Raw genomic sequence first — 23,195 nt, forward strand, 5'->3', positions numbered from 1 at the left:
TGTTCGACCTGTTTGATAGCTTTAACGACTTAATGGGGTGTCCATGGAATTGCGTCACTTGCGCTACTTCATCGCCGTCGCCGAAGAACTGCACTTCGGCCGCGCCGCACAGGTGCTGGGCATCTCCCAGCCACCGCTGAGCCAGCAGATTCAGGCGCTGGAACAGGAAGTCGGCGCACGGCTTTTCGAGCGTACCAATCGTCGGGTTGAACTGAGCGAAGCCGGGCGACTGTTTCTGGAGGAAGCGCGGCTGGTGCTGGCCCAGGTCGATAAAGCGGCCGACGTGGCCCGCCGTGCGCAACTCGGCGAGCTGGGTGAACTGAAGATCGGCTTCACCTCGTCGGCACCGTTCAACTCGACCATTCCCCAGGCGATCTTTTCCTTTCGCCAGCGTTTCCCGGCCGTGCACCTGAACCTGCGGGAGATGAGCAGCACCATGGTGGCCGACGCACTGGTGGACGAGTCGATCGAGGTCGGCATCATGCGCCCGCTGGGTTTGCCTGATTCGCTGAGCGTGGTCGAGTTGACGCGCGAGCCTCTGGTGGCGGTGCTCAGTTCCAAGCATCCTCTGGCCCAAGGCAGTGAGGAAGGTCTGTTTCTCTCGGCGTTGGCTCTGGAGCCGTTCGTGTTCTTCCCACGCAGCTATGGCAGCGGTCTGTACTCGCAATTGATCAGCCTGGCCCGTGACGCCGGGTTCAGTCCGCACTTCGCCCAAGAAGCGGGGGAGGCGATGACGATCATCGGCCTGGTGGCGGCGGGCCTGGGCGTCTCGGTCATGCCGGCCTCGTATCAGCGGATGCGCATTGACGGCGTGGTCTACCGACCGCTGCTCGATCCCGAGGCGGTGACGGCGGTGTGGCTGGTGCAGCGCAAGGATCAGAAATCGCCGATGGCCAAGGCCTTTGTCGAGCTGCTCACGCGCAAGGTCGAAACCGGTTGATCAGGGCAGCCGCACCAGATCGCCCTTCAACGCCACCCGCGTCACAAACACCCCGGCCCGACATTCGTATGTGTTCAGATCCTTGCGCACATGCTGGTCGTAATAGCTGACGATGTTGGTCACCGCATTGGCCCCGACGCGCTTGGCCTCGGCCTGCAGCGCAATCAGGTTCGACTGCAACACCCACTCGCAGGAGTCGTGATCGCTTTTGTTGAAGCCGTTGGTCTTCAAGTCGCTGACCACCCCGCGCTTCAACAACTGCTGTGTGCCCTGGGCCCCGTTGCCGATCAGATAAAACTTCACACTGCCATCCAGCCGCCCGGCACGAATCGCATCCGACAGCACGGTTTCGAACGGCATGTACATCAGATTGGTGGCGTGGCTGGCACTGGGGAGCAGGCTGAAAAGGGCGGCGGCGATCAGGGCTTTTGCTTGCATGGTCATCTCCTTGACGTAACGCGCAGCAAATCATGGGTATGACGAGTGTAGACGCCATATATCGCGCACTGTCAGGCGGGGTAAATCCCGAGTTTGGAACGATCCTGAAAGTCATGAAAGCGCTGGGGCTGAAGTTGCATGCCAGCACATGATCTGAACCGAAAAGGGCGCCGAAAGGCGCCCTTTGTCGTTTCCGACAGTTACTGAACCGTCGCCAGATCACCCTTCAAGGCAACGCCGGCCATGATCGCGCCCGCGTGGCACTCGTAGTTCTTCGCATCCTTGCGCTCGTTGCTCTTGTAGAAGCTGACGATGTTGGTCACGGCGTTGGCGCCGGCGTTTTTCGCCGCCTGATGCAGGCTGATGATGGCCGATTGCACGACCCACTCGCAGGCTTCCTGGTCGGACTTGTTGAAGGCGTTGGTCTTCTTGTTGGTCACCGCGCCAGGGCTGACGACGCTGACTTTGCCGGCCGGGGCGTTCCCCGCCAGATAGAACTTCACGCTGCCGTCGATCTTGCCGGTACGGGTTGCCTCTGCGACCGCCTTGTCGAACGGCAGATACACCGCCGTGTCACGGGCCTGGCTGACGGCTGGCAGCGCGCAGATGAGCAGGGCGGCAGCGAGTTTGTTCAAACGCATGGAGGTCTCCTTGACCTGGATTAATTCGGTGGCGTCCAGCGGCGGAAGATCAGCGAGGTGTTGACCCCGCCAAACGCGAAGTTGTTGTTCATCACGTAGTCGTGGTGCATCTGGCGGAATTCGCCGCGCAGGTAGTCGAGCTTGCCGCAGTGCGGATCGACCTCGTCGAGGTTGAGCGTGTGTACGTACAAGTCACGGTTGAGCATTTCGATGCTGAACCATGACTCCAGCGCACCGCAGGCACCCAGGGTGTGACCGAGGAAGCTTTTCTGCGAGCTGATCGGCATGTGTTCGCCGAACAGACTGCTGGTGGCCAGGGTTTCGGCGATATCGCCCTGTTCGGTGGCGGTGCCGTGACCGTTCACGTAACCGATGGCGTCGGGTTCCAGACTGGCGTCTTCCAGCGCCAGCTCCATGGCGCGGCGCATGGTGATCTGTTCCGGCCGGGTCGTGTGCTGGCCGTCGGCATTGCTGCCGAAACCGACGATTTCGGCGTGAATGTGCGCACCGCGCGCGAGGGCGTGTTCGAGCTCTTCGAGCACCAGCATGCCGCCGCCTTCACCGATCACCAGACCATCGCGGCCCTTGTCGTACGGGCGTGGCGAGGTTTGCGGCGCATCGTTTTTCAGGCTGGTGGCATACAGCGCGTCGAACACCATGGCCTCGGTCGGACACAGCTCTTCGGCACCACCGGCGAGCATCATCGGCAGGCGGCCGAACTTGATCGCCTCGTAGGCATAACCGATGCCCTGGCTGCCGCTGGTACAGGCGCTGGAGGTCGGGATCAGGCGGCCGGTGAGGCCGAAGAAGATGCTGATGTTCGCCGCGGTGGTGTGCGGCATCATCCGCACATAGGAGTTGGCGTTCAGGCCTTCGGCCACCGAGTTCAGCAGCATGTTGCCGAACGCCTTGATCTCGTCGGTGCTGCCGGTGGACGAGCCGCAGGCCACGCCCATGCGCCCGTCCTTGATCGATTCGTCGCCCAGCAGGCCGGCATCGGCCAGTGCCTTTTCGGCAGCGCCGACGGCCAGCCGCGAAACCCGACCCATGCTGCGCAGTTGCTTGCGGGTCCAGTGCGCCGGCACCAGAAAATCATCGATCGGCCCGGCCAGTCGGGTGTTGAGTTCGCTGAAACGATCCCACTCGTCCATCCGGCGGATGCCACTGCGGTTGGCCGCAAAATTGCCGGCGATGGTGTCCCAGTCGCTGCCCAGCGAGGTAATGCCGGCCATGCCGGTGACGACAACGCGCTTCATCAGCACAAGCCTCCGTTGACCGCCAGGACCTGGCGGGTGATGTACGACGCTTCCGCCGACATCAGGAAATTCACCGCACCGGCCACCTCTTCAGGGGTGCCCATGCGTTGTGCCGGGATCATTTTCATCAGTTCTTCCACTGGCACGTTTTCGTCGAGCATGGCCGTGTCGATCAGGCCCGGCGCGACACAGTTGACTGTAATTTTGCGCTTGGCCAGTTCGATCGCCAACGCTTTTGCGGCGCCGATCACGCCGGCCTTCGAAGCGCTGTAGTTGACCTGGCCACGGTTGCCGATCAACCCGGAGACCGAGGTGATGCAAACGATGCGACCGGCGGCGCGGCGGCGGATCATCGGCATCATCACCGGGTGCAGGACGTTGTAGAAACCGTCGAGGTTGGTACGCAATACCACGTCCCAGTCGTCATCGCTCAGGGCCGGAAACGCGCCGTCGCGGGTCAGACCGGCGTTCAGCACCACGCCGTAATAGGCGCCGTGAGTTTCGACGTCGGCTTCGAGGATGGCTTTGCAGGTTTCGCGCTCAGCCACGTCGAATTGCAGGATGCGCGCATGGCGGCCGAAGGCTTCGATTTCGGCCTGCACGGCTTGTGCGTCGCTCAAGGCACTGCGGCAATGCACGACGATATCGTGGCCGGCCCTGGCCAGACGCAGTGCGATGGCGCGGCCGATGCCACGGCTGGAGCCGGTGACCAGTACGGATTCAGTCATCGTTCGACTCCCTGGATTGTTGAAGGTATTGGTCGGCCTGCGGCGGGCGGAACACGTTCAGCCGGGCGCTGGCTTCGATGCCGGGCGCAGTGATGTGGCATTCGAACACGCCCATGCCGTTGTCGTCTTCCAGCGAGCGGATGCCATGGACGGTCAGTTCACAGCCGACGGGGAATGCCTCGACATTGCATTCGAACTTGCGGGTGCCAAGCAGAAAGCCCAGCTCCACCGTATTGCCTTTCTGCCGTGCATGGCAGCCAGCAAATGCAGCGACGCTCTGCGCCATCAACTCGACGCCGACCCATGCCGGCAGGCTGCCGTCGGGCAGGTTGAACGGGCCATCGGGCTTGACCGTGAGGGTCGTTTGGATCTGCTCGTCGTCGAAGCTGAGGATCCGGTCGATCAGAATCATGTCGCCAGCGTGGGGCAGCAATTCGGCGAGCGGCCAGTCATTCATGGTGCATCTCCGATAATCAGGCTGACGTTATTGCCACCGAAGGCAAACGAATTGCTCATCAGGTAGCGGGGTGCAATGGACGCCAGGCGCTCGCTCGCGGTCACCCACTTCAGCGCTGGCAGGTCGGGGTCGGCCTGGCCGTCCCAGACGTGGGGCGGCAAGGCGCGGTCGGGGTTGTCGGCACTCAGGCTCAGCCAGCAGAACGCGGCCTCCAGCGCTCCGGCAGCCCCGAGGGTGTGGCCGGTCATGGGTTTGGTCGAGGAACAGGCCACGCCCTGCGGGAACAGGGTGGCAACGGCCAGGCTTTCCATGGCGTCGTTGTGTTGGGTGGCGGTGCCGTGCAGGTTCAGGTAACTGATTTGCGCGGCTTGCAGTTGTGCGCGATCCAGCGCCTGTTGCATGGCTTGCAACGCGCCACGACCTGACGGTTCCGGCGCGGAAATGTGGTGCGCGTCGGAACTGGCGCCGGCGCCCAGCAGGGCAATGGCCGGGCCGTCGCCGCGCTGTCTGCTCATCACGAACAGCACCGCCGCCTCGCCGATGTTGATGCCGTTGCGGTTGGCGGAGAACGGATTGCAACGCTGGTCGGATACCGCTTCCAGCGACGAGAAGCCGTTGAGGGTCAGTTTGCAAAGACTGTCGACACCGCCGCACAGCACCGCATCGCACAGCCCCAGATCCAGCAGGCGTCGTGCACTCATCAAGGCCCGGGCGCTGGAGGTGCACGCGGTGGAAATCACGTAGGCCGGGCCGCTCAGTTGCAGCCAGTCGGCGAGGAAGGTCGCCGGGGCGCCGAGTTCCTGTTGCCGATAGTCGTAATCGGCCGGGAACTGCTGGTCGCGAATGTAATGCGCCAGACCCCGGCTGGCCTCGTCGATGCCCGAAGTGCTGGTGCCGAGCACCACACCGATACGCTCCGGGCCGTAGGCCTGAATGGCGGCGTCGATGTCGTCGCGAATCTGCAACGCGGCTTCCAGCAGCAGCTGATTGTTGCGGCTTTTGTGCGCGGCCATCTGCGGCGCAATGAGCGCCAGATCACCGCGCACGGCGGCCACCGGCAGCTCGCGCTCCGGTACCCAGCCAGCCTCGTGGCGTATGCCCGAGCAATTGCCGGCGAACAGGTGGTGTGCGATTTGCTGCTTGTCACGGCCCAGGGCACAGATTACGCCGAGGGCGTTGAGGTAGGCGGTCATGGCGTCGATTCACCTAAGGGAGACACGCGATAGTACGGGCCTTGTGGCAGATTCAATTCGAAGCTCGACGGTTGTGAATATCGGATGTTCCAGCGTGCCGGCAGGGAACGTTGCCCGTCGTGCTGTTGCGCCGCGGGGTAATTGCGCGACAGCTCGCCGGCAGGTGTCAGGGCGAACAACAGCGCGGCGAACAACTCCCGGGCCTCCGGATTCGGCGGCAGCAGGCCGTCAGCCTGCCAGCGTCCGTCGATCAGTTGCTGACGGGCCTGGGGGATGCCCAGCGGATCCATCATCGACCAGCGGATGCCCGGGCCCTCGCGCTGGATCACCAGCAACCAGTCCTGACGCTGCCCGGCTTGCTGGCGCTCGATGTGCAGTTGCAGCGGCAAGGGCAGCGTAGGGTTATCCACAGGCAGCGGCGCCTGGCTGGCGCAAGCGGTCAGCAGCAGGACGCAGGCGAGCAGCAGAACACGCAGCATCAGACGGCCTCTTCCAGCGGTTTGCGCGCCACGACATTGACCAGGGTTTCTTCACGCTGGCCAAACGGCTTCGGCTTGCGCAGGCCAAAACGTTCCAGCAGGCCAAAATCCTTTGCACGGCTCCACCACAGGTACGGATAGGAAACATTCCGCTCGGCGAACTCGAATCCCTGCTGGCGGATCATCTCCAGATATTGCGCCGCACTCTTCTGCACGTGCATCGGATGACGGAACAACCAGCGGATGACCCACGTATCAATGTATGCCTCGGTGGACTCGGCGAACAGCAGATAACCACCGGGTTTGAGCACCCGGTAGAACTCGGCCAGGGCTTTTTCCTGTTCCACGAGGTGATGAAAGGTCTGGTGGCAGAACAGCAGGTCGACGCTCGCATCCGGGACATTGAGTGTCGCGCAGTCGCTGCCGATCAGCTCGACGGCAAAACCCTGGCGCGCTGCTTCGGCGGCGCTCAATTCCAGGCTGTGCGGGTCGGCATCGACGCCGATCAAACGTTGTGGCGCGAAGGTCTGGCGCAGGTGGCCGAACGACTTGCCCTGACCGCATCCCGCATCCAGCAGCACCGGACTGGCCGGCAGCGATTCGCTGAACAACCCGCGCAAGTCGTTGATCGCCACGCGCAGCACATGGTGCTGCCAGGTGTGGCTGCGCAGGAACCAGAAGCCGAAACGGGTTTCCTCGACGTAGCTGTCGCTCAAGTAATTCATGGGGCGTCCTTTGCACAGAGTTCGGAGATCATCTTCAGCCGGCGACGCGCTTCGCTGACGAACGGGTTGCGTTCGTCCCAGGCGTAACCGGCGAGGATCGAGCAGATCATGCGACGGATTTGCGCCGAGCCTTGCTCGTGGAAAATCACGTCCTGGAAGGTGCCGGCGTACCAGCCCTCGACATAGCAGCGGAAGGTATCGACGCCGCGCTTGAGCGGTTCGGCGAACTCGCTTTGCCAATCCACGGTTTTGCCCTGCAACTGCCGATGCAGCACGCCGGCGGCCATACTCGCCGAGCGCATGGCGATGGTCACGCCGGAAGAAAACACCGGATCGAGAAACTCCGCCGCGTTGCCCAGCAGCGCGAAACCTGGGCCGTGCAGGGTTTTGACGTTGGCTGCATAACCGCCAAGGGTACGCGCCGGGGTGTCCCACACGGCGTTGTTCAGCACTTTGGCCAGACTCGGGGTTTCAGCGATGAAACCACGCAGGCAGGCATCGAGATCGGCATCGCGACCGTTGAAATGTTCAGCGGCAGCGACAACGCCCACCGAGCAGCGACCGTTGCTGAACGGGATTGTCCAGAACCAGATGTCGCGATGCTGCGGGTGGGTGGTGACGAGGATTTTCTCGCGGTCGAAGGCCGGGTGGTCGATGTGATCTTCGACATGGGTGAACACGGCCTGGCGCACCGGGAAATTCGACGGTGCTTCCAGATCGAGCAAGCGAGACAGCACCCGGCCGTAGCCGCTGGCATCGAGCACGAAATCAGCCTCGACACGGTACTCGCTGCCGTCTTCGCGACGCACATCGAGTTGCGGACGCGGACGCTCGAAGTCGACGCTGACAATGGCGTCGCCATAACGGATTTCCACGCCTTGCAACGCTGCCTGATCGGCCAGCAGTTTGTCGAAGTCGGCGCGTTGTACCTGGAAGGTGGTCGGTTTGCCGCCGGTGAATGTATCGCCGAAATCGAACGCGCTGTAGTGCTCGCCCCAGGCAAATGCCGCGCCGGTCTTGCGCTGGAACCCGGCGGCGTTCACGGCGTCGAGCATTCCCGCTTCTTCGACGAAATCCAGGCAATGACTGAGCAGGCTTTCGCCAATGGAAAACCGCGGAAAATGCTGGCGCTCGATGACCAGCACGTCGTGCCCCTTGCGCTTGAGCAACGCGGCGGCGATGGCGCCCGACGGGCCGGCGCCGATGATCACGACCTGACGGGATTCCATTTCAACGATTGGCACGCGAGCTCCCGGGTACGGCAATAGGGTTCAGTGACCTGCGGTGCAGGCCGATGAAGGCCGGCAACAGCGTCGCGATCAGCCCCATCAGCATCAGCGCAAAGTACAGCGCCGGGCTGATGATCTGTTGTTGCAACAGCAGGTTGAGAAAAACGATTTCGCTCAAGCCGCGAATGTTCAGCAGCACGCTTTCGTGCCAGCGACTGGCGCCTTCGAACGATGCGCCGGCCCAGCCAAGACCCAGCCAGTTGCCGAGCAGTTTGCTGGCGATCGGCAACAGCAGCAGTGCTGTCCATTGCACAACGCCGAGGCTGGCGAGGGCGCTGTGCACATCGATCTGCACAATGCCGAACGTCAGGATCAGCGGAATCGCAATCGACGTCTGCAAACGGTTCATCCAGCGTGCCGGCAGCGGCAACACCAACGGCACCTTCAGTGCGGCCATGCACAGCAGGTAGCCGATGCCGAAAATCAGTGCATTGAGCTTGTAGTGCTCGGCCAGCACCAACAGCGCAAAAAAAACCAGGCTGTAAGTCAGCGGCCGGCGGATGTCGAACACCCTAAGCAGCAATGGCACACAGGCCAGCCCCAGCGGCAGCAACAGACTGCTCAGGTGCAGGCTGCCCTGGGCGAGGCCGAACAGGGTCCAGCAGGTCAGGTCGATCAGGATCGCGGTCTGCACCAGACGCCGGGTGGCGGCGGGCGGGTAGTCGATGTGGCGCAGGTACAGGTACAACACCGGGATCGCGGTGATGGCGAACACCAGACCGATCGCCAACGAGGTGATCCACGGTTGCGCTGGCAGCAGCCAGTACGTCGTTGCGAGTCCGCAGGCGAACGGCACGGCGAAACTCGGCACGGCGATTTTCACGCTCTGGCGATCCAGGCGCAGGTCGATCACGTCGCTGAGAATGTGCCCCAGCAACAGCGCAAAACTCAGGCTGTAGAGATTTTTCAGCCAGTGCGGCGCAATCAGTTCGGCACCGCTGAGCTGCCAGCCCGGTTCGATCCAGAAATACATCAACAGCGGCAGCACGAAGCTGGCCAGCAGCAACTGGCTGACAATCGGAATCAACCCGAAATGCCGGCCGACGCGGGTGGCCACGGCGAACAACGCCAGCGCCATCAGCCAGAAGCCCGCGACCATCATGCTGCCGGCTCCGCGACTGTCGCCGCATGAGCATGACGCCCGGCCCAGGGTGCGAGCATGAAACTGAAGGCCAGCCCGAGGCTTACCGACAACCCGAAATTGCTCACCGCCGGCGTACTTGACACTGCCAGCAGGCCGAACGACAGCCAGGTCGTCAGCGCCGCCAGCAAAGTGCCGAGCAGACTGACCGCCGCGCCGCCGACCTGTTCGCGCATGAGGATCGCGTAATCGACGCTGATAGCGGTCACCAGCAGCAGGCCGAACAGACTGAACAGCGTCAGCGGCTGACCGAGCCAGCCGAGGCTGGCCAGACTGCAGAGCGCCGCGAGCAGCGGCAGGGAAACGATGCGCAACGCGCCGCCAAGGCCGAACGGCAGGATCAGCACCAGCACGATCAGCACGCAGGAGGCGAGTTTCAGTTCGGCGGCGCTGATCTGGGTTTCGGCAAATACCCGGTTCAGGTCACCGAGTCGATCCACCAGCTCCACGCCGGGCAAGTCCAGTGCCTGCACCCGCAGCAGTGCCGGGTTGTTCAGGCCTTGCAGGCTGACCATCGCCGCCACACCGCCCTCGGTCGGGCCGAGCCACAAGGTGCGGTAAGGCTCGCCGAGAGGGCCGACGAGTGCGGCGTCGATGTCTTCGGCGGGCAGGGATTGCAATTGCGTCAGTTCGGTTTGCAGGGCTGCCAGCGGTACGCCGACTTCAAGCAGCGGCTGCCAGAACTGCGGCAACTTGTTCAGGGCTTCGCGCACCTGTTGCTGCTGGCTGGGCGGGCTGACCAATTGGTTGAGCGCCAGAAAGCCCTGCAACTTGTCGAGGTTGACCAGTTGCTCCAGTCGCTCACTCAGCGCTGCCTGACGTTCCAGCAGTCGCTCCTGGTTTTCTGCGCGCACCAGGAAGAACTGGCTGGTCGGTTGATAACCGGTGATGCGGGCGATGGCCTGCGCCTCATCGGTCAGATGCTGCGGCGCGCCGACCCACTGGCGGATGTCGTTCTTGCTTTGCAGTTGCACCAGACCGCCGGCGCAGAAGGCGATCAACAGGGCGAACAGAATCGGCGTGCGCACGTGCTCCAGCAGGGTTTCCCGAAGGTTGACCATGCGTTCGGCCAGCCGCAGCGGCCACTGCGCCGGGCGCAGCTCGACGCCGCTCAACAGCGCCGGCAGCAGGCACACCGCCGACAGGTAGGCACCCAGCAGCCCGGCGGCGGAAAACACGGCGATCTGGGTCAGGGCCGGGAACGGTGTCCAGGCCAGCGCCAGATAGCCGATGGCGCTGGTGATCAGGCTCAGGGTCAGGCCTGATACTGTCAGGCGCAGCGCCGGCCAACTGCGCCATGGCTTGAGGCTCCAGCTCTTGGACAGGTAGTGCAGCGGGTAATCCACGGCTACGCCGATCAGGCTGGAGCCGAGCACCAATGTCATCACGTGCATGTGCCCGAACAGCGCCACGCAGGCCACTGCACCGAACAGCATGCCGACCAGCACCGGGATGAACGCCAGCAGCACCCGCCAGCGGCGGAAGGCGAGCAGCAACAGCAGCAGAATGCCGACCGTGGCGCCGCCGCCGACCCAGGTCATTTCCCGGGTCGCCTGCTGCTGACCGTTGGCGGCGTACAGCAGGCCGCTGGCGGCCAGCAGTTGCACGTCGGATTTCGCCGCTTGTTCGCGGCTGTGTTGCAGCAGCGTGGCGACTTGCAGCGGCAGGCTCATGTCGAAGGCGTTGCCGGTGGTGCGTGCGCGCAGCAGCACCCAGCTCTTGCCGTCGGCATCGGCGATCAATGCACCGCTGCCGATGTCCAGTTGCACCGCGCCATGTTGCGGCTGGCTGTTCTGGATGCGTCCGGTCAGGCCCAGCCAGTCGTCCTGACTCGGTACCAGACTGAAACCGGTGAACGGATCGAACAGCGCCTGCACCCGTTGCTGGATAAAGGCGTCCGGGTGTTCGATCAGCAGTTGCCGATCATCCGCCGAGAGCATCGCCAGCCGCCCTTGCAGCAACTGCGTGCGCAGCGCGGGCAAATCGGCTTGCAGATTCCACTGGACCTTTTCGAACAGTCCGCTGGCCTGCCACTGCTCGCCCAGGGTCTGGGCCATGGCAACGGCTTGCTGGCGATCGGTGTGACCGACCAGCACCAGCATTTCCCGGTTGAGCGGATCCTGCATGCGTTGTTCGGCCCGCTGCTCGACGGCGTCCGGGTGGGTGCCGGGCACCAGCTCCATCAGGTTGGCCGACAGTGGTGCGCCGTCGCGCCACTGCCAGGCGCCCAGTGCGACAACCGCCAGCAGCAGGATCAGGAACAGCCAGGGCAGCCTGCGTTCACTCGGCAAAGTCATGTTGCTCCGCTTCGCTCAACGGTTGGTCGGCGGTGCTGTCCTGCATGCGCAGCACGGTGCTGTCGCCTTGGGTTTCCAGCAGTTCGATGGTATTCACCAGCGTGCCGCCGGTGATGTTGATCTGATTGAAAACCTGCTTGAGCAGCACCGAGCGCGGGGTCAGTGTCAGATGCCATTGCTGAGCATCGCCGCTCAGGGCCAGTTCGAAATCCCGTTGCAGACCGCTGCTGTCGCCTTGCAGCACGGCGAGGAACAAGCGGTTCTGCTCGGCGCCGGCACTCTTGCCGGGCAACAGTTGCCAACCGTTTACGTCACGACGGGCGATGCCTTTGGCGCTGATGCGGTAATCCTGCTGCAACGGGGTTTTCAGCAGCCAGAGCAGGCCGTGGTTTTTCGCCAGCACGAAGCTGCCCTTGCTGATCAGCGGCTGGGGCAGGGCGCGCAGGTGCTTTTCCTGGATGAACTGGCCGTGGATCACGTCCGGCTTCGCCAGTTGATCGCTCAACTGTTGCAGGTCGAAGGCGTTGGCCAGCGACGACAGCGTCAGCAGCGCCAGGACCCCAAGGGATTTCACGAACACATTCATCGCAGCATCCTTTCCACGGCATCGGTGAAGACTTTCGGCGAGGCCAGTTGCATCTCGCGGCTGCTCACCTCGACGGCGACCTGTACGGAGCTGGCGCGGGTCAGGCGTTCGCCGGTCCGGGCGTCGGTGATCAGGTAGTGAATTTTCAGGCGGTTTTCCCATTCCACCAGACTGGCGCGCACGTTCAGCCGCTGACCGAACACCGCGCCGCGCACGTAGCGCAATTGCAGGTCGATCACCGGCCAGGCGTAGCCCGAGTCGACCATCTGGTTGTAGTTGTGGCCGATCTTGTCGAGCAACGCGCAGCGCGCCACTTCCAGGTATTTCACGTAATGGCCGTGCCAGACGACGTGCATGGTGTCGACGTCAAAGAACGGCACGAGGATTTCCGTATCGGCGTGAAGCACTCCGGCGCTACGCATGCAGCCTCCAGTGTTGTTCGGCGATGCGTTGCAGGCACAGGCGCAGTTCGCCTTCCAGAGCGCGGTCTTCGATCACTGGCGGGAAGTCTTGGGCCAGCTCCTCGTGCATGGCGGCCAGGGACGGTGGCAGCGCTCGCGCGTCCTCATCACGGCTGCGCAGCCACACGCCCTGATTGGCCGCGAGCAAGGTGGCGGCGGCGACCTGTTCGGTCAGCTCCAGCACACGAATGGCGTCGCGGGCGGCGATGGTGCCCATGCTCACCTTGTCCTGGTTGTGGCACTCGGTAGAGCGCGAGAACACGCTGGCGGGCATGGTGTTTTTCAACGCTTCGGCGGTCCAGGCGCTGGCACCGATCTGCACAGCCTTGAAGCCGTGGTTGAGCATCGCCCGATCAGCGCTGGCGCCGGACAGGTTGCTCGGCAAACCGTGGTTGTAACGCTCGTCCACCAGCAGCGCGAGTTGTCGGTCGAGCAGGTCGGCGACGTTGGCCACGAGGTTTTTCAGGCTGTCCATGGCGAACGCGATATGCCCGCCATAGAAGTGCCCGCCGTGCAGCACGCGCTCGGCTTCGGCGTCGATGATCGGATTGTCGTTGGCGCTGTTGAGTTCGGTCTCGATGAACGAGCGCAGCCAGTTCAGGCTGTCGGCCAATACGCCAAGCACATGCGGTGCGCAGCGCAGGGAATAACGATCCTGCAACCGGTGCAGCGGCGCGGTCGGCGCGTCGATCGCCAGATCCTTGCGCAGCCACGCGGCCACCTGCATCTGACCCGGATGCGGTTTGGCGGCGAACAGGCGCTCGTCGAAGTGCTCCGGATTGCCTTGCAGCGCCACCACGTTCAACGCGGTGATGCGGGTGGCCAGTTGCAGCAGGTAATCGGCGCGGGCGTAAGCCAGGCAAGCGAGGCCGGTCATCACGGCGGTGCCGTTCATCAGTGCCAGCGCTTCTTTCGGGCGCAGCACCAGCGGGGTCCAGCCCAGTTCACGATGCACATCGGCGGACTGGCGGCGCTGACCTTGGAACATCACTTCACGCTCGCCGGACAGGGTCGCGGCGACGTAGGACAGCGGCGTCAGATCGCCGCTGGCGCCCACCGAACCCTCTTCGGGGATCAGCGGCAGGATGTCGTGTTCAAGAAACGCATGCAGGCGCTCCAGCAGTTCGATGCGCACCCCGGACACGCCGTGGCACAGCGACTGCAAACGCGCCGCCAGCACCGCGCGGGTAGCCTGGGCGTCGAGCAGTTTGCCCAGCCCGCAGCCATGGAACGTGTAGAGATGCTGTGGCAATGCTTCGACGTGATGCAGCGGCACCGCAACCACGCAGGAGTCGCCGTAACCGGTGGTCACGCCGTAGATCACGCCTTCCTTGTCCAGCAGCGAGTCGAGGAACCGCGCACCTTTGGCGATGCGCTCACGGTAGTCGGCGTCGCTTTGCAACTGCACGGGCGCCTGACGATTGGCCAGGGCCAGCACGTCTTCGATGCGCAAAGGGCGTTCGCCGAAGGTTACCGGCTCATGGGTTGGCGTCGTCATCGGTCTTCCAGAAAGGGTAAAAGTTGAACCATTGCTTCGGTGCTTCAAGACAATAGTGACTCAGGCGTTCGGCGTAGCGGGTCGCCCACTGATGAATGACCTGTTCGCGATCGCGGCGCGTCCACGTCACGGCATCGGTGAACGGCTCGAGGGTCAGGCGATAGTGTCCGTCAGGTTGCTTGAGGCACATCAGCAGATTGACCGGGCATTTCAGCAGGCCGGCCAGCAGCCACGGGCCTTGCGGGAACCGCGCCGGATGGCCGAGGAAGTCCACGGTCACGCTGCGCCCGCCGTGCAGCGGCACCCGGTCGCCGGCAATCGCCAGCCATTCGCCGCGCTCCAGGCGTTCGTGCAGTTGCAGCATGATCACCGGGTCCAACTCGCTGACCTGGATCAGCCGCAGATTGGTCGCCCCGGCTTCACCCAGCAGCCGATTGAATTGTTCGGCGTGCTTGGTGTGCACCAACACATTCATGGTGACCTTTTCGCCGATCTCCGCCAGCGCCCGGCAGACTTCGAGGTTGCCCAGATGCGCGCCCACCAGCATTTGCCCGCGACTGCCACGCAACTGATTGCGCAGCAGCGCGGGGTCGATGATTTCGATCTGTTCGATGCGCAACTTGCGGTTCCACACGTCGAGCTTGTCGAGCAGTGAATCGGCGAACGCCATGAACTGGCCGAACACGCGCCACAGGCTTGGGCGCAATTCGCCGCGACCGCTCCAGTCGGCCAGGCGCTGCTGATACTGCCAGGCACTGCGCCGGGCCGTGCGGCCGAACAGGAAAAAGTACAGGACGATGCCGTACAACAGCGGGCTCAGCAGGCGTCGGCCAAGAACCCTGGCGGCGAACGCGGTGAATTTCATCAGCACAAAGCTGCCGCGTTCTTCGCGGTCGGCCCAGTGCTTTTTGTCGGTTTCGACGGTCATGCGCGCCACCGTCGCCAGAGGATGGCGGGCGAGCGCAGCAACATGCCGAAGAACAGGCGCGTGTGCATGCTCGAAATCAGCACGTTGTCATGGAACATCCGAAAGTGCGACACGCCGTCCAGCGGGTAATGCACGCCGGTTTGCAGCCAACGCATCGGCTGGTTGCGCCAGGACAGGCGCACGAGGATGTCCGAGTCGAAATCCATGCGCTTGCCGATCCGGGCCGAGTCGATCAGCGCCAGGGTCGGCTCCAGCGGATACACCCGGAAACCGCACATCGAGTCGCGGATCTGCAGCGACAGGGTGTTGATCCACACCATCACGTGAGTCAGGTAGCGGGCGTACAGGCGACCCTTGGGCACGCTGGCGTCGTACAGCGGATAACCGCAGATCAGCGCTCGCGGATGGGCGCGGGATTCTTCGACGAAACGGCTGACGTCCTGCAAGTCGTGCTGACCGTCGGCATCGACCTGCAAGGCGTGGCTGAAGCCCAGTCGCGCCGCTTCACGCAGGCCGGTCATCACCGCGCCGCCCTTGCCCTGATTGGTGGTGAGGCGCACCAGATACACCCGCTCGCGTTCGGCCAGCACATCCAGCACGGCTGCGCAGGATTTGCTGCTGGCGTCGTCCACCAGAATGCACGGCAAGCCTTGGGCGAGCAGGGCGTCGACCACCGTGGAGATCGCGGTTTCGTGGTTGTAGACCGGAATGACTGCGCAAGGATTATGCATTGACAGTCCCCAGCAGAATTCGCCCGCTGGAGCAGGTCGCGGTGTCGTTGCGGTAGGCGAAATACAGCTTGCCGCGTTCGGGGTCAAAGCGCAGGTGCAGCTGGATTTCATCGCCTGGGCGCACCAGTTGCTGGAACTTCAGCACTTCCATCCCGGCGAATGCACCGGACAGGTTCAGCAGTTTCCGACCCAGGTTCAGCGCCCACTCGACCTGCACCACGCCGGGCAGTACCGGGGCCTTGGGGAAGTGGCCGCTGAAGTAAGCGAGGTCTGGCGGCACGCTCAGTTGCAGGCTCCACTCGCCCTCGGTTTCGGTCTGTTCCAGAACCTCCGGAGCCTTCGGACGCGGCGCCAGCAGCAAGGCTTCGACCTCGGCCTGGGGCAGCTTGCCCTGAGGGTTCAGCGGCAGTTGTCGCAACAGGCGCCAGCGCCGGGGCAGGGCGAGGGCTTCGCAATGTTCGCCGAGGTGACGGCGCAGGGTTTCGGTGAGGCTGCGCCGGCCATGTTCGCGCAGGGCAAACAGGCCGGATTCGCTGAGCACCAGCAAGGCGCCGAGGGACGCACGGTTTTCCTGTACTACGCCCAGACGCACTTCGCTGACCCAGTCGTGGGCCACCAGCGCCTGTTCAAGCATCGGCAGGGAAATACGTTTTTCTTCGAGTTTGACGATCCGGTCGAGTCGCCCGAGCAGTTCGAAGCGACCATCGGCAGCAATGCGTGCCGCATCGGCGGTGTGTTCGACGTGTCCGGCGGGCAGGTACGGTGACGCGATCAGCAGTGCGCCGTCGCCGTCCTGGCTCAGCTCGACACCGGCAAACGGCTGCCACAGCTGTTGGCCCTGACGCCAGGCGATGCCGCCGGTCTCCGAGCTGCCGAGGATCTCCGTCGGCCACTGCTGCAAGCGCTGGTGCAGACTCTGCGCGGCATCTGCCGGCAGCGCGCCACCGGAGGAAAACACCCGGCGCACGGCGCTCAGGGCCGGCCAGTCGAGGTTGTCGCCCATGCGCTTGAGCAGTGCAGGGCTGGCGACCCAGGCGAATGCCGGGTGTTCGCGGCTGGCGCGCTGCAGGTCTTCGGGAAAGGCCAGTTGTTTGCGCAGGAACGGGCGCCCGGCGCACAGCGGCCACAACACACGGAACAACAGGCCGTAAATGTGTTGAGTGGCAACGCTGCCGATGATGCAGGCCTCGCCGAGATCCGCTCCCCACAGTTGCTCCAGGGCTTGGACTTCGTTGGCCAGTTGCCGCAGGGATTTGTCGATGCGCTTGGGTTCACCGCTGGAGCCGGAGGTGCACAGACTCAGGCGGCACTGGTCGAGATCCAGTTCGGCGCCCGTCAGTGCGGTGTGCTGCAAGTCGCTCAGGTTCGCGTCGTCTGCGTGATCGGTCAGCCACAGGTCGACTTCGCCTGACCAGCGCTGGCGGGTCTGCGCCTGCAGATCCGAAGGCAGCAACACGCTGGCGCCCGCTCGCCAGGCACCCAGCAGGGCGATCGCCAGTTCCGCGGCATCTTCCAGGTGCACGGCCAGGCGTTGCACGCCTTTGGCCTGCAGGCCGGCGGCCAGGCGCAGGGCCTGCTCGCGCAGATGTCCGTGATCGAGTGCCGGCGCGACAGTGACTGCGCGTCCCGGCAGATCCTTGAGCAACAGTTGCTCAAGTCTTATCCAGTTCATGGGCGACCTCTTACCCGTTGTCGTACCAGCCATTCAATGGCAAACATCAGGCCGATCAATCCGTAGGAGATCAGGCCGGTGTACAACATCCACCAGTGCAGCGGCGCCCAAAGGGTCAGCAGCGCGGCGCACAGACCGTTGCAGAAGAAAAACACGCTCCAGGCCACGGTGACCTGGCGGGTGTAGCGGATCGCTTCGGGCGGCAACTGCGGCTCGCGAATCCGCGCCAGGCGTTCAACCATCGGCGGCCCGTATTTCAGGCTCAGACTGAACAGCACCAGCATGAAACCGCTGATCAGCACCGGATACCAGCGCAGCAACAGCGGGCTGTCGAACAGCGCCAGCAGCAGGCAGAACACGATGGCCACGCAGGCCATCCACAGGCTGCCGGGCTTGCGCTCGCCGGTCAGCGCGCGGGCCAGCCACAGGCTGCCCAGCAGCAGACCGAACTGCCACGGCGCAAAGTGCTCCATGCCGAAGTACACCGCAAAGGGATAAAGCAGGCCCGCCAGCAGCAGGCCGAGGCCGATCAGTCGGCTCATGCGGCCGGTTGAACCAGACGGTAGACCGCCTCGACCACGTCACTGACGGTACGCACCGACTTGAATTCCTCGGCGGCGATTTTCTTGCCGGTCTGGCGTTTGATGTGGTCGATCAGGTCGACGGCGTCGATGCTGTCGATTTCCAGGTCCTGATACAGGTTCGATTCCAGGCTCACGCGAGCCGGGTCCAGTTCGAACAGCTCGACCAGGGCATCGCGCAGGGTGTTGAAAATGTCGTCACGAGTTTGCATGGTCCGGTCTCAAGCTGCCTGTTTTGCCGTGACGAACGCCGCGAGGCTCGCCACGTTGGTGAAATGGTTGCGGGTGTCCTTGGCGTCGGCGTCGATCTTGATGCCGTACTTTTTCTGGATCGCCAGGCCGAGTTCCAGTGCGTCGACGGAATCCAGGCCCAGGCCCTCGCCAAACAGCGTCTGATTGTCGCCGATGTCGTCGACGCTGATGTCTTCGAGGCCCAGGGCGTCGATGATCAGCAGTTTTATCTCACGGTGCAGATCGCTCATCTTCGGCGAGCTCCTTGATAAAAAAATGGTGCAGAAAGTCGTTGAGCTTGCGCGAGGCCTGCGGTGCAGGGCCCTGCGCGACAAACGTCTGTGGGTCTATATCGGCCCCGACGCGAAAACTGAAATGAACACGGCGGCTGGGGATGCGGTACCAGGGTTCAGCTTTGGTCAGAGTGGTCGGACTGACCTTGATGATGACCGGTGTGAGGATTTTCGCACCCCGCAGTGCAATGGCCGCCGCGCCCCGATGAAAGGCCGGTGCCTGTCCGGGCTGGGTGCGGGTGCCTTCGGGAAAAATGATCAGGGTCTGGCCGTCTCGAAGTGCGTCGGCGGCGGCATCGAGCATGTCCATGCTGCCGTCGTTGCTGATGTATTCGGTGCTGCGCAGCGGGCCGCGGGTGAACGGGTTTTCCCACAGGCTTTTCTTCACCACGCAATTGGCGTGGCGTACCAGACCGATCAGAAACACCACATCGATGAGCGACGGGTGGTTGGCGATGATCATCTGCCCCGGGCGGCCAAGGCGTTCGGCGCCCTGGATGTCATAGGTCAGCACACCGGTACGGGCCATGAACCGGACGAAAAACCAGAACAGCCGACTGACGGTCTGCCGTGCCCGCTCCCGATGGGCTTTCGCGTTGCCGGGCAGGCAGCCCAGCAGCGGAAACACCAGCAAACGCAGGCACAGCCCACCGAGCCCGAACAGGGCAAAGCTGAGGGCGGTGGCCAGCAAGCGCCAGTAATAGGCGTCGCGGTGCTTTTCGGTCACGGGTTGCGTTGCCAGGTCCATACACGATTTTTCCAGGCATGTTGGCAAAGGGGTTGCTGGCCGAGCAGGGTTTGCAACAGGCTCAATGCATGGGGCCATTGCGCTTTGGACAGTGCCGGCGGGGCGCTGTTCAGGGTCAGCCGCCAGTCGGTACCGGGGGTCAGCAGCAAGCCGACCGCGTATGGGAACGGCACGTCATCGATCCAGGCCGAATAGGCCGCGGGAGGTTGTTCTTCGGTGATCACCAGCAGTACGGCCGGGGCACCTTCGTCCAACAGCGCGGCGGCCTCCAGCATGCCGTGTTCGAGGCCGTCGCCGGCGGCGGCAAGGGCCGTCATCTCGCTGGTTTCTCCGCGCATGATCGACCACAGACCGATGATCGCGTTGTGTACGGAGAGGCTGAACTGAGTCGGTGACAGCGGCTGCTCGCTGGCCAGATCACTGAGAATATCGAACGTACGCGGGGTTTCACCGTGGCGTGAAATGAACACCAGCGGCAGGTTTTCCCGCCCCTCGGCCAACGGCCAGCCAACACTGAAGGCCATGCGCGCCAGGCGACTGAGACGGCGTCGCTGCATGGCCGCAAGAAACGACACATCGGGCGCGGCATCGCTGCTCGGGAGCACGACCGGTTGTCGGCTCCAGGCCTGCCAGGCGTCCACGCTGTCGAGCCCGGGAGCCCACGCGCGCCATTGGGCGATGTTGAAGTTGATCACGGACATTCATCCCGCCCCTGCGGGCTAAAGTGACGCTGTTTTGCCAGCGTCGCAGTTGCGCTGACCCTGCCGGAAGTGGCGTGGCGCTTGGCCCCGAGTGGTGCGCATTATCCCGGTGTGACGAGTGTGTAGCAAATGCTGGTTACATTTTGCGCGCTGAAATGGACCGAAGGGTACATTGTAAAAAATGTCACTTGGCCATTATCCAGAACACGCCGGTTTTTTCTGTCAGGCGGATCAGCAGTCCGTTGCAGTCTTTGCGCCGTGTTCATTGAGATATTGGCGTCTGACTCTGTAGTCCGCGTCCATGAAGGTAGCGAAGCGGGGCTGGGCGACACTACACTCGGTCATTCTTTGATACACGGAGGTTTTGTCATGCGGCGCGTGGTGTTCAATCAGAAAGGTGGCGTGGGCAAATCCAGCATCGCCTGCAATCTGGCGGCGGTCAGCGCCAGCGAGGGCTATCGCACGCTGTTGGTGGACCTCGATGCCCAGGCCAACTCCACTCAGTACCTGACCGGGCTCACCGGTAATGACATTCCGATGGGCATTGCCGACTTCTTCAAGCAGACCCTGTCTTCCGGGCCGTTCTCGAAAAAGAATCAGGCGGATATCTACGAAACGCCGTTCGACAACCTGCACATCATCACCGCCACGGCGGAGCTGGCCGACTTGCAGCCCAAGCTTGAGGCCAAACACAAGATCAACAAGCTGCGGAAGCTGCTCGACGAGCTGTCGGAAGATTACGACCGGATCTATCTGGATACGCCGCCGGCGCTGAACTTTTATGCGGTTTCGGCGCTGATTGCTGCTGATCGGGTACTGATTCCCTTTGACTGCGACAGCTTCTCGCGTCAGGCCCTGTACGGTCTGATCGCCGAGATCGACGAGTTGAAGGAGGACCACAACGAAGGCCTTGAGGTCGAAGGCATCGTGGTCAACCAGTTCCAGGCCCGAGCCAGCCTGCCGCAGCAGATCCTCGACGAACTGATCGCCGAGGGCCTGCCGGTGCTGCCGGTCTACCTCGCCAGTTCAGTGCGCATGCGCGAATCGCATCAGGCCAGCATGCCGCTGATCCACCTCGATCCACGGCACAAGCTGACGCAACAGTTCGTCGAGCTGCACAACCTGCTCGAAGACGCCTGAATAAACCCATGTGAGAGCAAGCTCTCACATGGGTTGGTGGTGTGTCAGATGCCTTGGCTGCGCAACCACGCCATCAGTTGCGGCAATGGAAACGCGCCGCTCTGCCGCGCCACCTCACGGCCGTTTTTGAACAGAATCAAGCTCGGAATCGAACGAATCCCCAATTGCGCCGACAACTGCTGATTGGCCTCGCTGTCGAGCTTGGCCAGCCGGCACTTGCCTGCCAATTGCCCAGCGGCCTGCTCGAACACCGGCGCAAACGACTTGCACGGCCCGCACCAGTCCGCCCACACGTCTACCAGTAACGGCAGATCGCCCTTGATCTGGCTGGCGTAATCGCCTTGCTTGAGTTCGAACGGCTTGTTCAACAGCACCTCTGACTTGCAGCGCCCGCATTTTGGGTGGTCGCTGAGGCGTTCGGCGGGAATGCGGTTGAGGCCGTTGCAGGAGGGGCAGGGGATGAGGAGTGGGTCGGTCATGATCAGCTCAATGAATAAAACGGGATCGTACGACTGATCTGGAGCCGTACGGATCGATTATCAAGGTTCAGTCGTTCCCGCTTACGACGAGCAACTGATCTCCAGATGCTTGCCCCACTCCGGCGGCCGTTCCGCATAGCTTTCCATTCCAGGCTGTTCCTCGAATGGATTGCTCAGCACCGCGTGCAACCGGCGCACTTCTGAATAGTCACCCTGCTCGGCAGCATCAATCGCCTTTTGCGCCAGGTAATTGCGCAAGATGTACAGCGGGTTCACCGCATGCATCCGCGCCCGGCGCTGTTCCTGATCGGTCGCGCCATCGCGCGCGACACGGGCGACATAACGCTCGCCCCAGGCATCGAAACCCTTGATATCGACGAAGTCATCGCGCAACTGGGCGACGGCCTGTCCGGCTGACTCTTCGCCCAGACGACGGAAGAACAAGGTGTAGTCGACGCCGCTGTTCTGCATCAGTTGCAGCAGTTGCTCCAGCAATTGCTGGTCCTCGTCCTCTGCCGTGGTGAAGCCGAAGCGGCGGCGCATCAGGTCGAGGTAATGGGCCTGGAACAGCGGCAGATACAGACCGAGGGTTTCGCGCAGGGCTTCGACGCTGATGAACGGCGTCAGGGCCTGGGCCAGGGCGCTGAGGTTCCACTGACCGACCGGCACCTGATTGCTGAACGAGTAGCGGCCCTGATCGTCGGAGTGGTTGCAGATGAAGTTCGCGTCGAAGTCATCGAGGAAGGCGAACGGGCCGAAGTCGAAGGTGATGCCGAGGATCGACATGTTGTCGGTGTTCATCACCCCGTGGCAGAAACCGTAGGCCTGCCACTTGGCGATCAGTTCGGCGTTGCGCTCGACGATTTCGCGAAACATCGCCAGATAGGGTTCCGGCTGTTCCAGGCATGCGGGATAGTGCATCGCCAACACGTGTTCTCCGAGCTGCTTCTGCTGCTCGGGACGCTTGGTGTAATAGAAATACTCGAAATGCCCGAAGCGAACGTGGCTCGGCGCCAGGCGCAGCACCATCGCGGCACGTTCCTGTTTTTCGCGCCACACCGGGGTGTCGGAGCCGATCACGCACGCGGCGCGTGAGGACGGGATGTTCAGCGCATACAGCGCTTCGGATGCAAGAAACTCGCGAATCGACGAACGCAGCACCGCGCGGCCATCACCCATGCGCGAGAACGGTGTCTGTCCGGCGCCCTTCAGGTGCAAGTCCCAGTGCTCGCCGGCCTCGTTATAGACCTCGCCCAGCAACAACCCGCGACCATCGCCCAGTTGCGGGGTGTAGCCGCCGAACTGATGCCCGGAATAGACCATCGCCCGCGGTTCGGCATCGGCCCACAACTTGTGGCCGCCGAACAGTTCAGCGAATTCCTGGGTGTCGGCCGTCGTCGGTTCCAGATCCAGCAGCGCCAACGCCGCAGGACTGGCGACGACCAGTCGCGGGTTGTCGATCGGTTCGGGCAGCACATGGGCCGAGAACGCGTCGCCCAGGCGGGCGAAGCGGTTGTCGAAGGTCAGTTCGTCGAGGGCTTTCAAGGGCCGGCTCCAGCAGA

The 23,195-nt window shown here is 63.2% G+C and carries 26 protein-coding genes and 1 pseudogene; 3 read left to right on the forward strand and 24 right to left on the reverse strand.

Going from position 1 to position 23,195, the window contains the following annotated elements; translation table 11 throughout:
* Nucleotides 1–43: 43 nt before the first annotated feature.
* Nucleotides 44–940, forward strand: a complete 897-nt coding sequence (locus ACSPX5_RS25890; RefSeq protein ID WP_169428515.1) for a LysR family transcriptional regulator — start codon at nt 44–46, stop codon at nt 938–940.
* Here ACSPX5_RS25890 and ACSPX5_RS25895 read toward each other — a convergent pair whose 3' ends face one another.
* Nucleotides 941–1,378, reverse strand: coding sequence for an excinuclease (locus ACSPX5_RS25895; RefSeq protein WP_439820514.1), 438 nt, complete (start codon nt 1,376–1,378; stop codon nt 941–943).
* Between the two features lie 44 nt (nt 1,379–1,422).
* Here ACSPX5_RS25895 and ACSPX5_RS25900 point away from each other — a divergent pair.
* Nucleotides 1,423–1,530 (forward strand): annotated as a pseudogene (locus ACSPX5_RS25900) (addiction module antidote protein); the annotation flags it as partial.
* A 48-nt stretch (nt 1,531–1,578) separates the two neighbouring features.
* Here the strand turns inward: ACSPX5_RS25900 and ACSPX5_RS25905 are convergent.
* From ACSPX5_RS25905 to ACSPX5_RS26005, 21 genes are read right to left on the reverse strand one after another with little or no spacing between them, the layout of a single operon-like run.
* The gene (locus ACSPX5_RS25905) at nt 1,579–2,019 is read right to left on the reverse strand and encodes an excinuclease (RefSeq protein WP_169428517.1); all 441 of its coding nucleotides are present in this window, start codon (nt 2,017–2,019) and stop codon (nt 1,579–1,581) included.
* 20 nt (nt 2,020–2,039) lie between these two features.
* Nucleotides 2,040–3,275 carry a beta-ketoacyl-ACP synthase gene (locus tag ACSPX5_RS25910; RefSeq protein ID WP_207867233.1) on the reverse strand — a complete coding sequence of 412 codons (1,236 nt, stop codon included), beginning with the start codon at nt 3,273–3,275 and terminating at the stop codon, nt 2,040–2,042.
* Nucleotides 3,275–4,003: a 3-oxoacyl-ACP reductase FabG gene (gene fabG / locus ACSPX5_RS25915; protein WP_439820515.1), complete on the reverse strand. Its 729-nt coding sequence runs from the start codon at nt 4,001–4,003 to the stop codon at nt 3,275–3,277. The genes ACSPX5_RS25910 and fabG overlap by 1 nt, the downstream gene beginning before the upstream one ends.
* Nucleotides 3,996–4,460, reverse strand: a complete 465-nt coding sequence (locus ACSPX5_RS25920; RefSeq protein ID WP_439820516.1) for a hotdog family protein — start codon at nt 4,458–4,460, stop codon at nt 3,996–3,998. The genes fabG and ACSPX5_RS25920 overlap by 8 nt, the downstream gene beginning before the upstream one ends.
* A complete protein-coding gene (locus ACSPX5_RS25925; protein WP_439820517.1) occupies nt 4,457–5,653 on the reverse strand; it encodes a beta-ketoacyl-[acyl-carrier-protein] synthase family protein in 1,197 nt (398 codons plus the stop codon). The genes ACSPX5_RS25920 and ACSPX5_RS25925 overlap by 4 nt, the downstream gene beginning before the upstream one ends.
* Nucleotides 5,650–6,132, reverse strand: a complete 483-nt coding sequence (locus ACSPX5_RS25930; protein ID WP_439820518.1) for a hypothetical protein — start codon at nt 6,130–6,132, stop codon at nt 5,650–5,652. Before ACSPX5_RS25930 ends, ACSPX5_RS25925 begins: the two co-directional genes overlap by 4 nt.
* Nucleotides 6,132–6,857 carry a class I SAM-dependent methyltransferase gene (locus ACSPX5_RS25935; protein ID WP_439820519.1) on the reverse strand — a complete coding sequence of 242 codons (726 nt, stop codon included), beginning with the start codon at nt 6,855–6,857 and terminating at the stop codon, nt 6,132–6,134. The genes ACSPX5_RS25930 and ACSPX5_RS25935 overlap by 1 nt, the downstream gene beginning before the upstream one ends.
* Nucleotides 6,854–8,101, reverse strand: a complete 1,248-nt coding sequence (locus tag ACSPX5_RS25940) for an NAD(P)/FAD-dependent oxidoreductase (RefSeq protein WP_439820520.1) — start codon at nt 8,099–8,101, stop codon at nt 6,854–6,856. The genes ACSPX5_RS25935 and ACSPX5_RS25940 overlap by 4 nt, the downstream gene beginning before the upstream one ends.
* Nucleotides 8,088–9,248 (reverse strand): sodium:proton antiporter, encoded by a 1,161-nt coding sequence (locus tag ACSPX5_RS25945; RefSeq protein ID WP_439820521.1) that lies wholly within the window; start codon nt 9,246–9,248, stop codon nt 8,088–8,090. Before ACSPX5_RS25945 ends, ACSPX5_RS25940 begins: the two co-directional genes overlap by 14 nt.
* On the reverse strand, nt 9,245–11,584 hold the full coding sequence (locus tag ACSPX5_RS25950) for an MMPL family transporter (protein ID WP_439820522.1): 2,340 nt from the start codon (nt 11,582–11,584) through the stop codon (nt 9,245–9,247). Before ACSPX5_RS25950 ends, ACSPX5_RS25945 begins: the two co-directional genes overlap by 4 nt.
* Nucleotides 11,568–12,170 carry an outer membrane lipoprotein carrier protein LolA gene (locus tag ACSPX5_RS25955; RefSeq protein WP_439820523.1) on the reverse strand — a complete coding sequence of 201 codons (603 nt, stop codon included), beginning with the start codon at nt 12,168–12,170 and terminating at the stop codon, nt 11,568–11,570. The genes ACSPX5_RS25950 and ACSPX5_RS25955 overlap by 17 nt, the downstream gene beginning before the upstream one ends.
* A complete protein-coding gene (locus ACSPX5_RS25960; RefSeq protein ID WP_169428528.1) occupies nt 12,167–12,592 on the reverse strand; it encodes an acyl-CoA thioesterase in 426 nt (141 codons plus the stop codon). The genes ACSPX5_RS25955 and ACSPX5_RS25960 overlap by 4 nt, the downstream gene beginning before the upstream one ends.
* A complete protein-coding gene (locus ACSPX5_RS25965; RefSeq protein WP_207867240.1) occupies nt 12,585–14,129 on the reverse strand; it encodes an HAL/PAL/TAL family ammonia-lyase in 1,545 nt (514 codons plus the stop codon). The genes ACSPX5_RS25960 and ACSPX5_RS25965 overlap by 8 nt, the downstream gene beginning before the upstream one ends.
* Complete coding sequence (locus tag ACSPX5_RS25970; protein ID WP_323161117.1) at nt 14,110–15,057, reverse strand: LpxL/LpxP family acyltransferase; 948 nt, start codon at nt 15,055–15,057, stop codon at nt 14,110–14,112. Before ACSPX5_RS25970 ends, ACSPX5_RS25965 begins: the two co-directional genes overlap by 20 nt.
* Nucleotides 15,054–15,788, reverse strand: a complete 735-nt coding sequence (locus tag ACSPX5_RS25975; protein ID WP_207867242.1) for a glycosyltransferase family 2 protein — start codon at nt 15,786–15,788, stop codon at nt 15,054–15,056. Before ACSPX5_RS25975 ends, ACSPX5_RS25970 begins: the two co-directional genes overlap by 4 nt.
* Nucleotides 15,781–17,460: an AMP-binding protein gene (locus ACSPX5_RS25980; protein WP_439820524.1), complete on the reverse strand. Its 1,680-nt coding sequence runs from the start codon at nt 17,458–17,460 to the stop codon at nt 15,781–15,783. The genes ACSPX5_RS25975 and ACSPX5_RS25980 overlap by 8 nt, the downstream gene beginning before the upstream one ends.
* A complete protein-coding gene (locus tag ACSPX5_RS25985; RefSeq protein ID WP_169428533.1) occupies nt 17,457–18,002 on the reverse strand; it encodes a hypothetical protein in 546 nt (181 codons plus the stop codon). Before ACSPX5_RS25985 ends, ACSPX5_RS25980 begins: the two co-directional genes overlap by 4 nt.
* Nucleotides 17,999–18,253: an acyl carrier protein gene (locus tag ACSPX5_RS25990; protein WP_007947135.1), complete on the reverse strand. Its 255-nt coding sequence runs from the start codon at nt 18,251–18,253 to the stop codon at nt 17,999–18,001. Before ACSPX5_RS25990 ends, ACSPX5_RS25985 begins: the two co-directional genes overlap by 4 nt.
* Nucleotides 18,254–18,262: 9 nt before the next feature.
* Nucleotides 18,263–18,523 (reverse strand): phosphopantetheine-binding protein, encoded by a 261-nt coding sequence (locus ACSPX5_RS25995; RefSeq protein WP_169428534.1) that lies wholly within the window; start codon nt 18,521–18,523, stop codon nt 18,263–18,265.
* On the reverse strand, nt 18,504–19,313 hold the full coding sequence (locus ACSPX5_RS26000) for a lysophospholipid acyltransferase family protein (protein WP_207867244.1): 810 nt from the start codon (nt 19,311–19,313) through the stop codon (nt 18,504–18,506). The genes ACSPX5_RS25995 and ACSPX5_RS26000 overlap by 20 nt, the downstream gene beginning before the upstream one ends.
* Nucleotides 19,289–20,014 (reverse strand): beta-ketoacyl synthase chain length factor, encoded by a 726-nt coding sequence (locus tag ACSPX5_RS26005; RefSeq protein ID WP_207867245.1) that lies wholly within the window; start codon nt 20,012–20,014, stop codon nt 19,289–19,291. Before ACSPX5_RS26005 ends, ACSPX5_RS26000 begins: the two co-directional genes overlap by 25 nt.
* Before the next feature lie 369 nt (nt 20,015–20,383).
* Here ACSPX5_RS26005 and ACSPX5_RS26010 point away from each other — a divergent pair, with 369 nt between their 5' ends.
* Nucleotides 20,384–21,154 (forward strand): ParA family protein, encoded by a 771-nt coding sequence (locus ACSPX5_RS26010; RefSeq protein ID WP_169428537.1) that lies wholly within the window; start codon nt 20,384–20,386, stop codon nt 21,152–21,154.
* Between the two features lie 44 nt (nt 21,155–21,198).
* Here ACSPX5_RS26010 and trxC read toward each other — a convergent pair whose 3' ends face one another.
* Together trxC and selO are read right to left on the reverse strand one after the other, a co-directional pair.
* Entirely contained in the window at nt 21,199–21,633 is a 435-nt protein-coding gene (gene trxC, locus ACSPX5_RS26015; RefSeq protein ID WP_169428538.1) for a thioredoxin TrxC, read from the reverse strand.
* 81 nt (nt 21,634–21,714) lie between these two features.
* Nucleotides 21,715–23,178 (reverse strand): protein adenylyltransferase SelO, encoded by a 1,464-nt coding sequence (gene selO, locus ACSPX5_RS26020; protein ID WP_439820525.1) that lies wholly within the window; start codon nt 23,176–23,178, stop codon nt 21,715–21,717.
* Between the last annotated feature and the right edge of the window lie 17 nt (nt 23,179–23,195).

The organism is Pseudomonas sp. HLG18, assembly GCF_051903985.1.
Classification (GTDB): domain Bacteria; phylum Pseudomonadota; class Gammaproteobacteria; order Pseudomonadales; family Pseudomonadaceae; genus Aquipseudomonas; species Aquipseudomonas fluorescens_BT.